10 protein-coding genes are annotated in these 10,995 nt (G+C 68.0%); 3 read left to right on the top strand and 7 right to left on the bottom strand.

The features are described 5' to 3' along the window. A partial coding sequence (locus VFG33_RS13090; RefSeq protein WP_325025992.1) for an MFS transporter occupies positions 1-752 on the bottom strand: 752 nt, incomplete at its 3' end. An 88-nt stretch (positions 753-840) separates the two neighbouring features. On the opposite strand from VFG33_RS13090, the gene VFG33_RS13085 reads away from it, so the two are divergent. Then, positions 841-1,155 (top strand): ArsR/SmtB family transcription factor, encoded by a 315-nt coding sequence (locus tag VFG33_RS13085; RefSeq protein ID WP_325025990.1) that lies wholly within the window; start codon positions 841-843, stop codon positions 1,153-1,155. Between the two features lie 3 nt (positions 1,156-1,158). Here VFG33_RS13085 and VFG33_RS13080 read toward each other — a convergent pair whose 3' ends face one another. The 6 genes from VFG33_RS13080 to VFG33_RS13055 all read right to left on the bottom strand — a co-directional run bounded on the left by VFG33_RS13080 (position 1,159) and on the right by VFG33_RS13055 (position 9,058). Then, the gene (locus tag VFG33_RS13080) at positions 1,159-3,747 is read right to left on the bottom strand and encodes a golvesin C-terminal-like domain-containing protein (RefSeq protein WP_325025988.1); all 2,589 of its coding nucleotides are present in this window, start codon (positions 3,745-3,747) and stop codon (positions 1,159-1,161) included. A gap of 101 nt (positions 3,748-3,848) precedes the next feature. After that, the gene (locus VFG33_RS13075; RefSeq protein WP_325025986.1) at positions 3,849-4,976 is read right to left on the bottom strand and encodes a mandelate racemase/muconate lactonizing enzyme family protein; all 1,128 of its coding nucleotides are present in this window, start codon (positions 4,974-4,976) and stop codon (positions 3,849-3,851) included. A gap of 30 nt (positions 4,977-5,006) precedes the next feature. Continuing rightward, positions 5,007-5,837, bottom strand: coding sequence for a carbohydrate ABC transporter permease (locus tag VFG33_RS13070; RefSeq protein WP_325025983.1), 831 nt, complete (start codon positions 5,835-5,837; stop codon positions 5,007-5,009). Then, positions 5,834-6,799, bottom strand: a complete 966-nt coding sequence (locus VFG33_RS13065; RefSeq protein WP_325025981.1) for a carbohydrate ABC transporter permease — start codon at positions 6,797-6,799, stop codon at positions 5,834-5,836. The genes VFG33_RS13070 and VFG33_RS13065 overlap by 4 nt, the downstream gene beginning before the upstream one ends. Before the next feature lie 4 nt (positions 6,800-6,803). Beyond that, positions 6,804-8,252 carry an ABC transporter substrate-binding protein gene (locus tag VFG33_RS13060; RefSeq protein ID WP_325025979.1) on the bottom strand — a complete coding sequence of 483 codons (1,449 nt, stop codon included), beginning with the start codon at positions 8,250-8,252 and terminating at the stop codon, positions 6,804-6,806. A gap of 2 nt (positions 8,253-8,254) precedes the next feature. Continuing rightward, entirely contained in the window at positions 8,255-9,058 is an 804-nt protein-coding gene (locus VFG33_RS13055) for an IclR family transcriptional regulator (protein WP_325025977.1), read from the bottom strand. 96 nt (positions 9,059-9,154) lie between these two features. On the opposite strand from VFG33_RS13055, the gene VFG33_RS13050 reads away from it, so the two are divergent. Together VFG33_RS13050 and VFG33_RS13045 are read left to right on the top strand one after the other, a co-directional pair. Then, positions 9,155-10,108 carry a dihydrodipicolinate synthase family protein gene (locus tag VFG33_RS13050; protein WP_325025974.1) on the top strand — a complete coding sequence of 318 codons (954 nt, stop codon included), beginning with the start codon at positions 9,155-9,157 and terminating at the stop codon, positions 10,106-10,108. Then, the coding region (locus VFG33_RS13045; RefSeq protein WP_325025972.1) for a mandelate racemase/muconate lactonizing enzyme family protein at positions 10,108-10,995 on the top strand (888 nt) is incomplete at its 3' end. The genes VFG33_RS13050 and VFG33_RS13045, both read left to right, overlap by 1 nt.

Raw genomic sequence — 10,995 nt, 5'->3', positions numbered from 1 at the left:
CCCGCCACCGCGCCGATGCCGTAGACGAGCAGCAGCACACCGACCGTCCCGCCCTTCAGGTGCGCGGTCTCAGCCAGCAACGGCACCACATAGATGTAGACGCTCATGGTCCCCAGCACGGCGAGCACCGTCATCAGCAGCACGGTCTGCACCCGACGGTCGGTCAGCCCGGCGAATCGCTCGCGCAGGCTCACCGCTGCCGGCGCATCCACCTTGGGCAGCGCCGACCGCACGGCCACGGCGACCACCAGGCAGACGGCCGCGATCAGCGCGAACACGCCGCGATATCCGAGGCTGCCACCGAGCAGACTGCCCGCCGGTACGCCGAGCACCAGGGCGAACGTCAATCCCCCGAACACCACGGCAACAGCCCGCCCACGTTCCTCCGGCGGCAGGAATCCCGTCGCGAACAACGTCGCCGCCGGGGTGTACGCCGCAGCGCCGAAGGCGGCCACGATCCGACCGACGATGAGCACCGGATAGTCCGTCGCCAGAGCCGCGATCCCGTTGCCCAGCGCAGCCAGCAAGAGGGCCGCGATCAACAGGGTGCGGCGCTCCCAGCGGCCAGTGAGCGTCGACAACAGCGGCGCTCCGACGGCGTACGAGAGCGCGAAAGCGGTGGCGAGCTGTCCTGCTGCGGTCAGGGAGACGTGCAACTCCGAGCTGACCGCGGGCAGGACGCCGGACACGACGTACGCGCTGGTACCGACGGCGAAGGCACCAGCGGCCAGCAGGTAGATGCGAGCGGACATAGGGGACCTTCCGAGGGGGTGCGACTAGTTCGACGTTCATCGTACTACGATCTTCATCGAACTTCGACCGTGGTCGTACTATGGACCCATGAACACCAGGAAGGCCCTGCCGCAGCCCGACCGCGAGGACATCCGGGTCGAGGCCGTGCTGCAGGCACTCGGCGAGCCCGTCCGGCTGCAGATCATCCGCGTTCTCGCGGACGCCCCGGAAGGCATCGCCTGCGGCGACATCGACCTCCCCGTCACCGCCTCCACCCGCGCCCACCACCTCCGCACCCTGCGCGAGGCCGGCGTCCTGAGCACCCACACCGAAGGCACCCGCCGGATCAGCATCCTCCGCCGCGAGGACCTCGACACCCTCTACCCCGGCCTCCTCACCGGCATCCTCTCCGCCCCTCGCTGAACCTCAGCCGACCGGGACGAACTTGGTGTAGCTGGTTCTGAGGTAGCCGGCGCCGGAGGGGTTGGAGATGGTTACGGCGCCTGCCGTGCCGGCGTTGAACTGGAAGCGGCCGAGGAGGTTCCACTGCATGCCGTCGGTTTGCTGGCTGACGTCCTTGGTGGCGGCGCCGGTTGCATGGACGGTCGTGTAGCGGGCGCCCAACGTGCTGTTCGAGTGGTTCGGCACCCAGGCGTAGACGTCGTACAGGCCGGCGCTGGGGAGGTTGGGTCGCCAGGTGGCAGTCTTGCCCGCACCGTTGGAGGCCCGGGTTCCTGTGGTCTGCCAGCCTGGCACGCTGGACGCGGCCCAAGTTCCGGTCTCGGTGTAGCCCGTGTCCAGGACCCCGACGATCGACATGTCCAGCGGGGTGACCGAGACCGTGGCCGGTGCCGACTCGTTGCCGCTGAGGTCCACGGCCTTGACCTGCAGGGTGTGAGCCACGTTGTTGGTCAGCTCTAGCACCGGGATGCCCTGGGCGACCAGACCGGGGTTGCCGATGTTGCCGACCGGCTCTCCAGGCTTGTTCTTCAACACGCCGTCGGCGTAGACGTTGTAGCCGAGCAGGTCCAGCTCGGGGTTCTGGTCCCAGTACAAGACGGCTTGACCGTTCGCAGCCTCCCCGTCCAACCCGGTAGGTGTCGATGGACCTTGCGTGTCAACAGGAACCTGTACTGCGACCGCGGCTGAGGCCGGTGACTCGTTGCCGGACCTGTCGATCGCCGTGACGGACAACTGGTACGTCTGCCCTGCCACCAGCTCGTGCAGCTGGAACGACCCACGGCGTACGGGATTCGCCGTCTGGCGGCGACCGTCGAGGTACACGTGGTGTCCGATCACATCGGCGCCAGTTACAGGTGTCCACTGCAGGTTGAGAACGGCGTCACCCGTCGTCGGGAACGTCTGGACGGTCTTGGTGACGTTGGTCGGCGTTGCCGGCGCGACGGCATCGGGAGCAGGAGCCGGGACGAACTTCACGGCATCAGCGCGGAGGTAGGCATCGGGCTCGGACAACCTGCTCAACTCGACCCAGCCGGTACCGCCGGCGGCGAAGTCGTAGTTGCCGAGCCGCACCCAGCGATCGACTCCCACCGACTCAGCAGGATCGACCGCGGGACTCGGGCCCGCAGTGCTGTTGATCGTGTACCTCGAGGTCGCTGCAGAACCAGCCGGGATCCAGGCGTAGACGTCGTACCGTCCGGCCGCCGGTAGCTGCGGAGTCCAGCGAGCAGTGGATGTAGGTGCTGACGAGTAGCGGGTGTCTGTGCCGCTCCAGCCCTTCACTGTGGTGGTGCTGGTCCACGAACCCGCTTCGGTGTACCCGGTGCCACCGTTGTCGACGACAACCGTTGGGACGAACTTGACCGCATCCGCCCGCAGCGTGCCCGTTGCCCCGGCGTTGTTGACGAGTTGGACCTTCCGCCCGGCTCCCGGCGTCATGACGTAGTTGCCGAGGTCGATCCACTGCTGGCCCGCCTTGGTCTGATCCACCAGGACGTTGGTGGTGCCGCCGTCGTGGGTGATGGCGTAGCGCGCCGCAGTACTGCCGCTCCTGATGAAGTCCGGGTTCCAGGCGTAGACCTCGTACGACTGCGTGGCCGGCAGCGTCGGCGTCCAGCTGGCACTGGCACCTGTGGGCGCCGCACGCCTGGTGAGCTTGTCCTGGTAGCCGTACGCATCCCCCGCCGCCGACCACGTGCCAGTCTCGGCGTAGCCCGGATCACCGTTGTCTACAAGGACTTCTCCGGTTGCAATGTCACTCCGGGAGTCGACGGGACGGTAGTAGCGGACGTAGTCCCACGTAGTCTCACCCGGCAGGTTTGTCTCGACCACGCCTTCCGTGAAGCCGAGTGTGGTCAGCCAGACGTTCTGCGGCGCGTGCGGTCCCGGGTAGGCGAGCGTCCGATTGAGGACGCCGTCGACGTAGAACCGGATCTCCGACGGCAGCCACTCGTACCCGTAGGTGTGATAGCCGTCCGACGAGTCCGGCCCCGCGTACACCCCACCCGGATTGCCGATGTGCTGCGGAACGGTCCAGTGCGTGTGCTGCTGGATGGTGCTCGGCGCGTGCGAGTCGATCTCGAACCCGTCGATCTCGTTGAACCTGTTGTAGGGCCCCTTGTACGACGGGGTGTCCGGCACGTAGTCGGCCAGTCCCATCTGCCAGAACGCGGAGTGCCAGCCCCTCTCACCCCACAACCTCGCCCGCGTCTCGTAGTACCCGTAGCCGAAGGTCTTCTTCGAGATGATGCCGCCGCAGGTGTAGTCGGTGTCGCCCGAGGTCTCCTTCTCCAAGGCGATGTGCATGACGCCCTCGCCGACAGTGACGTTGCCCGGGTCGTTCTTGCAGATCGCCTTGGAGCCCTCCCGCTTGTACCAGTCGTTCGCGTTCAGCGTCTCGCCGGGGAACTCGTCCGACCAGTCGAGCTGGTATCCCGCGGGCACGTGGTTCGGCCCGGGCGGCGGGTCAGCTGCGGCGCTGCCGACGACAGCGGTGGTGAGGGCGGCCGCGATCAGAGCGAGTGGAACCAGGAATCGGACAGGGCGGACGGTCATCAGAGGGCTCCTCAGACGCAGGCGTTTCAGGCGTGCATCGAAGATATGTCCGCGCGGTTTCGATGTCCATAGTACGGATGGGAGATCTACTAAATGGATGTCTACCAGTTTGTGACGGATCCGTCCGGCCGATGGAGCCGCGGAATCACGGCTGTCTCCAGCGGCAACGCCTGGGGCAGGTCGGCCGTGATCCCCAGTCCCGGAGCGTCCGAGGCGGTGAGCCGGCCGGGCTCGGCGGTGATCGTCGAGGTGAAGGCACCGAGCGGCGGCACAGCTCGCTGGGCCTGCTCCTGCACACTCACGTTCGGCAGCGCGGTGTTGAAGTGCGTCGAAGCGGCCGTGCAGAGCGCACCGATGGAGTTGTGCAGAGCCAACTGGACGTGGTGTGTCTCGCAAAGCGCCGCGATCTTGCGCCCCTCCGTGATCCCGGTGTGTCCAAGATCCAGGCGGGCGTGATCGATCAGCTCGTCCTCGATCAGTTGCCGGAACTCCCACTTCGTACAGAGCTGCTCCCCCGCCGCCAGCGGCACCCCGACGCGGCCGCGCAAGGACTTGTACGCCGAGAGATGCTCGCTGCGCAGGGGATCCTCGACGAAGAACGGCCGGATCGGCTCGAGCTCGCGGCACAACTGAACGGCCTCGGCCAGGTCCAGCCGGGTGTGCACGTCGAGCAGCAACTCGATCTCGTCGCCCAGCCCGGCCCGCAGTTCCCGCATCAGCTCGACCGTCCACCGCACCGCCCGGCGCGCGCCGTACTCCGGCTCGGCCGGATCCCAGGCCGTCAGCCGAAGGTGCTTCCACCCCAGCTCGGCCAACTCCGCCGCATGGTTCAGTACGTCGTCCATCGACCCACCCCGGAGATGCGCATAGGCGGGCACGTAGTCGCGCGAGCGACCGCCCAGCAACGCATGAACCGGTACGCCGAGGCGCTGGCCCTGCAGGTCCCACAAGGCGATGTCGATCCCGGCGAGCACGGATCCGTGATGCCGGTCGGACGGGAAGAACACCGACCGGAACCCGAGTTGCCAGATGTGTTCGATCCGGGTGGCATCCACGCCGATCAGCAGCGGCCGCAGATCCTCGATCAGCCCGGCCGCGGCACGTTCCCGGCCCCGCATGCCCACCTCGCCGATCCCGGTCAGGCCGTCCTCGGTCCGGACCACCGCCACCAGCGCCGGCCAGTCATCCGCGGCCGGCAAGGACACCAGGTCGAGCTCTTCGATCTTCATGCCCTCACCTCATCACGCCCGCCACTGCGGTCAGCTCTTGACCGCACCGGCGATCCCCTCGACGAAGGTCCGCTGCAGGAACAGGAAGACCACCACGATCGGGATCACACTGATGCAGGCCGCGGCGGCCAGGCCGGTCCAGTCGGTGGTGTCCTGGCCGTAGAACCCGTACATGCCGACGCCGAGCGTGCGCAGGTCCGGGTTGCCCAGGGTGAACACCAGCGGGATGAAGAAGGCGTTCCACGCGCCGATGAAGTTCATCAACGCGACCGTCCCCATCACCGGCTTCGCCAGCGGCAGCATCACCCGCCAGTAGGTGCGCAGGTAGCCGGCACCATCCATCCGCGCGGCCTCTTCCAGCTCCTTCGGAATGCCACTGAAGAACCCCATGAACAGCAGCACCGGTACGACGAGCGCGGGCCCGGCCTGAGCCAGCGCGGCACCGAGCAGGCCGTTGCCCAGCCCGAGTCCGTTCACCAGCAGGAAGGTCGGGATGATCGTGTACCCGTGCGGGATGAACATCGTCGCGACCAGCACCCCGACCAGCACCTTCTTGCCCGGCAGCCCGGGCCGCGCCAACGCGTACCCGGCGGTCGATGCCACCAGCAGCACCGCGACGACGACGGCGATGGAGAAGGTGATGGTGTTCGCCGTGTAGGTACTGAACTTCGCCGTCGTCCACGCCCGCCGGAAGTTCTCCAGCGTGGCGTCGTCCGGCAGCAGCGACAACCCGCCGATCAACATCTCCCGCGGCGTCTTGAAGGCGGCCGAGACCATCCAGACGAACGGGTAGATCCAGACCAGGCAGACCGGGATCAGCAGCAGGTGCCAGCCGTTGCGGCGAACGAAGCGCCTGTTCATGGCTTACCTCCGGCCAGTCTGCGCTTCAGGAAAGGTGCCTGGAGCAACGTCACGACCAGCGTCAGCAGACCGAACACCACCCCGGCCGCCGAGGCGAACCCGTACCGCGGGGCCTGCAGCGACGGGTCGAACGCATAACGGTAGATGTAGGTCGGAACCACATCGGTCGCGTAGTCCGGGCCGCCCTCGGTGACGGCTCGCACCAGGTCGAAGGTGTTCAGGCTGCGCTGGAACACCAGCAGCAGGATCACGATCGCGATCGGCGTGACCACCGGCAGGGTGATGAAGCGAAGGGCCCGCCAGAAGCCCGCGCCGTCGATCGCGGCCGCTTCCTGCAGGTCCTTCGGCACCGTCTGCAGGGCGGCCAGCCAGTAGATCAGGGTGATCCCGAAGCCTTTCCACACGTCGATCGCCAGCAACGTGGGCAGCGCGGTCGAGGTGCTGCCGAGGAAGTTGACCGGCTGGTCGACCAGCCCGGTGTCGAGCAGGATCCGGTTCACCAGACCGCCGGCCGGGTCGAGCAGGATGGCGATCACGATCCCGATCACCGCGGTGGTCGCGACCACCGGCAGGAACAGGACCAGCCGGTAGAGGTTGCGGAACCGCAGCCAGCTGCTGTTCAGCAGGATCGCCAGTACCAGCGCGAGTGGCATCTCGATGAAGATCGCCGCCAGTGAGAAGGCGAACGAGTGCCAGAACGCCCGCCAGAAGGACTCGGCCTGCAGTACTTCGGCGAAGTTCGCGAAGCCCACCCAGTCGGTCGGGTTGCCGACCCCGTCCCAGTTGAAGAAGCCGTACCACCAACTGGCGATCATCGGCCACACGGTGAAGCCACCGAACAGCAGCACCATCGGCACCAGGAACAGGTAGCTCCACAGGTGCTTGCGGAACCGTCCCGGCCGACGGGGTCCGCGCGGTGCGACCGGGACCTTCTCGAGCGGGCGCTCGACGGTCGTCGTCATGCGGTCAGCCTCCCGGCGTGTAGTCCTTGAGCGGGTCCCAGCCGGCGAACGTCAGATCCTTCGCCGTACCTTCCTGGCCCTTCGCCTTCAGGTCTGTCGAGGTCTTGTCCAGGTAGCTCTGCAGGTCCTTGTCCAGCCGCGCGGCGACCGGGGCGAAGGGCTGGTTCTTGATGATCGAGCTGAACGCCGCGTCGGTGTGCTTCAGGTCGGGCTTCGCAGCCAGCGCATCCGTCATCGCGCGGCCGCCCTTGCTCGCCAGGGCCGGGTTCGGCGCCCGCCGCATGGTCTCCTCGGCCACCTTCAGGATGGCGGCCTGGTCCGGGTTCTTCTCGGCGTCGGCCTTCCAGGCACCTTCGAGAGCCGTGAGTGTGCCGAACTTCTTGTAGTAGGCGTTGTGGAAGGACTCCGAGGCGAGGAAGTCCATCACCTTCCAGCTCTCCACCTTGTGCGTCGACTTGGCCGACATCGACCACAGCGGGCTGAACGACTTGGCCAGCGGCAGGTAGGCGCTCCGCCCGGCCGCGGGCGTCGGCAGACCGGTGATGCCCATCTTGATCTCTGGCGCCAGCTTGCGAACCTCGGCGACGTGCCACGGCGGCGTCGGGTACATCGCGAGCCGGCCGGCGGCGAACTCCTTGAACGCGCGGCTGCCGTCCCAGCTCTCCCAGCCCGGCATCATCACCTTCGCGGCCTGCATCCGGCGATGCAGCTCGACGGCCTCGACCAGCCCGGGGCTGGAGGTGGCGGGCTTGCCGGTCCGGTAGTCGATGCCGGTCGCCGGCACGGAGTACGGGACGGCCGTGTCGGCGAGCATCTCGACGCCCAGCGCCTTGGCGGCGGTCGGCGCGTACCCGAAGTACTTGCCCTTGCCGTCGGCCGTGACCTTGCCGGCCATCTGCTCGAGCTCGGCCCAGGTCTTCGGCGGTGCGGCGAAGCCGGACTTCTTCAGCAGGTCCTCGTTGTAGAGGAAGACCCGCAGCGTCGACCACGGGCCCCACACCAGCGGCAGGCTCATCAGCTTGCCGTCGCGGTGCAGGCCGGAGGTGGCCGGATCCATGCTGCCTTCCGGGAACCGCTGCAGGAACTCCGGCGTGACGAACTCGTCGAGCGGGGCGACCCAGCCGCGGGCAGCCATCCGGTCCATGCCGTCGTCCTGGGCGCGGAAGACATCAGGAGCGTTGTCCTGCTGGAACATCAGCTCGACCGCGTTCAACTGCTGGTCCGACGGGTTCTCCAGCACCTTCACGGCGATGCCCGGGTTGGCCGTCTCGAACTCGTCGAACTGCTGGCGGTAGAACTCGCTGGCGCCCGGTGGGTCCGGCACCAGGGCGACGGTTACGGTGACCTTGTCGGCGGCATCACCCGAGTCCGGGCTGCCGCCGACGAGATTGCACCCTGACAGGGCGAGCGCCACCGCGCAGGTGAGCACGGTGAGGGCTGGGCGGATCTTCATGATCAGCTCCGTAGGTCGTGGCGCGCGGGCGCCGGGATCCGATGGTCGGTGGGGCCGTGGTGGCCCAGTTGCGAGTTGATGGCGTCGGCGGTCTCCACCACGAGGCGGGACAGTTCCTGCTCGCGGACAGGCAGGTCGACGACGCTGGATGGGCCGGACAGGGACAGAGCAGCGACGACCAGGCCGGACCGGTCACGCAGGGGTGCCGCCAAACAGGACCGGCCGAGCGAGAGCTCCTCTGTCTCGGTCGAGTAGCCCTGCCAGGCGACCTGTTCGATCGCGGTATCCAGTACGTCGTGGTCGGTGATCGTGCGCGGCGTGTATCTGACCAACTCCCCCAGCAACTCCCGCCGCTGCTCTACTCCCAGCAGGAGGGACTTGCCGAGCGCGGTGGCGTGCAGGGGATTGCGCCGGCCGGTCAGCGCGAACGATCGGGGCGCGAGGTGCCCCTCGAAGTTGCACAGGTAGAAGGCCTGCTGCCCATGCCGTACTGCGACATTGGCGCCGAGCCCCGTGGTCGCCGCGAGGGACTGGGCTCGCTGCCGAGCGGCATGGTGGACGGGATGACCGTTCACGGCCACACCGGCCAGGGTGATCAGGTCGGCGCCGAGGCGATACTGCCCATCGGTGTCACGCTCGACGAAGGCCGCCTGCTCGAGAGTGCTCAGCAGCCGGGAGGCCGTGGACTGCCGGAGGCCGGCGGCCTTCGCGACCTCCGTGACCCGCAGAGCGCCGGCACCGGTGAAGGCACGCAGGACGGCCACGGCGCGTTCGACGCTCTGGTTCGTCCCTGCTTCGGTCCCCACGACTGCATCCCCTACCTCGAATGATGGACGTCGTCATCCACCATGTGGCAGCCTTACGCACATGATGGATCTCGTCAAGCATCGAACGGATGTCGAATGCTGATCACCGAGGAGCCCGCTGTGCCGACCGCACCGCCGACCGTCGAAGGCCTGGTGCCGATCCTGGCCACGCCCTTCCACCCCGACGGCAGTCTGGACCTGCCGAGCCTGCGCCGGCTGACCGAATTCCAGTTGGCCAGCGGAGTCCACGGGGTCGCTGTGCTCGGGATGGCCAGCGAGGCCTTCGCCCTGACCGCCGCCGAGCGTCGCCTGATCACCACGGCTGTCGCGGAAGTGGTCGCCGGCCACGTTCCGCTGGTGGTCGGGGTCGCTGCGACTTCGACAGTGACGGCCGTCGAGCAGGCGAGGGAAGCCGCACTCGCGGGCGCCGACGTGGTGATGGTGCTGCCGCCGTTCATGGTCGCACCGAGTCCGGCCCAGCTACCGCAATTCTATGCCGCGGTGGCGGCCGCTGGAGCTGAGGTGATGGTGCAGGACGCTCCGGGCGTCACCGGCGTGGCTATGTCGCCGCCGCAGATCGCGGAGCTCAGCCGACTGGCCGGTGTCACCTCGGTCAAGGTAGAAGCGCCACCGACCGCACCCAAGGTGGCTGCCGTGGTGGACCGGATCGACGAGCCGGGCTTCGTCGTACTCGGAGGGCAGAACGCCCAGTTCCTGCTCGACGAACTCGCGGCCGGGGCGGTCGGCTCGATGCCCGCCTGTGAGATCCCCGACCTGCTGTCGCCCGTGTTCACCGACTGGCGAGCCGGCCGGTACGACGATGCGCGGGCGCGGTTCGACCTGCTGCTGCCGCTGCTGGTGTACGGCCTGCAGTCGGGCATCGCCTGGGCCGTCCACAAGGAGGTGCTGGTTCGCCGCGGACTGATCGAGCACGCGGCGGTCCGGGTCCCGGCCCGTGAGCTGGACAGCCGGGCACGGGCGGGCCTGGCTGCGATACTCGACCGGCTGGACCTTCCTGCCGCAACCACTCCGCTGACCGGGATTCGCTGATGCCGACGATCATCGACGTACAGGTGTTTCCTCTCGTTCTGGGCGGGCAGGAGCGGACCTACACCACCAAGCCGCCCTGGCCGAGCATCTATGCCTCCGGACGAGAGGCCCTGCTGGTCAAGCTGACCGCGGACGACGGTTCGGTCGGCTGGGGCGAGGCCCTGGCCCCTGTCGCTCCCGAGGTTCCGGCCAAGATCATCGAACTGCTGCTGAAGCCCGCCCTGCTGGGAGCCGACCCGACCAGAGTTCGCCCGCTGGTCACCGCACTTCGGGCACTCATGCGGGAGCGGGGCCACCTCGGCGGACACCAGGGGGATGCCGTCGCTGCGGTCGATGTCGCGCTGTGGGACCTGGCCGGGCGGATCGCCGGCGTACCGGTTCACCAGTTGCTCGGCGGAGCCCAGCGGGACGTGGTACCGACCTACGTGTCCGGACTGCCTGGGAAGAAGGACAGCGAGCGGGTCGCCATCGCACGGGAGTGGGTGGACCAGGGCGTACGGCATGTGAAGCTCGGACTCGGGTACGGCGTGCGGGCCGACCTTGCCACGGTCGAAGCCCTACGCAACGTCCACGACGACTTGCTGGTCGCTGTCGACATCCACGGCGTGTACGACGTTGCCGAGGCGATCCGCCTCGGCCGGGGACTCGACAGTATGGGCACCTGGTTCTTGGAGGCGCCGGTCGGCTTCGAGGATGTGGCGGGTCATGCAGAGGTGGCTCGGCGGATCGATACGCCGGTCGCGATCGGCGAGAGCCTGCGGCATCGGCAGGAGTTCAAGCCGTGGCTCGTGGGAGGTGCTGCCTCGATTCTGCAGCCGGACGCCGGCCGGACCGGGATCACCGAGTTGCTGGAGCTGGCGGCGGTCGCCGAGACGTGGTTCACCCCG

Origin of the sequence: Kribbella sp., from assembly GCF_035687465.1 — a bacterium.
Taxonomy (GTDB): domain Bacteria; phylum Actinomycetota; class Actinomycetes; order Propionibacteriales; family Kribbellaceae; genus Kribbella.
The sequence above is the reverse complement of the archived record's forward strand: the minus strand, read 5'-3'. Positions and strand labels throughout refer to the sequence as shown.

Excerpts from the sequence above, each read along its gene's own strand:
- VFG33_RS13085 (WP_325025990.1), top strand. The coding sequence starts at position 841 with ATGAACACCAGGAAGGCCCTGCCGCAGCCCGACCGCGAGGACATCCGG.
- VFG33_RS13080 (WP_325025988.1), bottom strand. The coding sequence starts at position 3,747 with ATGACCGTCCGCCCTGTCCGATTCCTGGTTCCACTCGCTCTGATCGCG.
- VFG33_RS13075 (WP_325025986.1), bottom strand. The coding sequence starts at position 4,976 with ATGAAGATCGAAGAGCTCGACCTGGTGTCCTTGCCGGCCGCGGATGAC.
- VFG33_RS13070 (WP_325025983.1), bottom strand. The coding sequence starts at position 5,837 with ATGAACAGGCGCTTCGTTCGCCGCAACGGCTGGCACCTGCTGCTGATC.
- VFG33_RS13065 (WP_325025981.1), bottom strand. The coding sequence starts at position 6,799 with ATGACGACGACCGTCGAGCGCCCGCTCGAGAAGGTCCCGGTCGCACCG.
- VFG33_RS13060 (WP_325025979.1), bottom strand. The coding sequence starts at position 8,252 with ATGAAGATCCGCCCAGCCCTCACCGTGCTCACCTGCGCGGTGGCGCTC.
- VFG33_RS13050 (WP_325025974.1), top strand. The coding sequence starts at position 9,155 with ATGCTGATCACCGAGGAGCCCGCTGTGCCGACCGCACCGCCGACCGTC.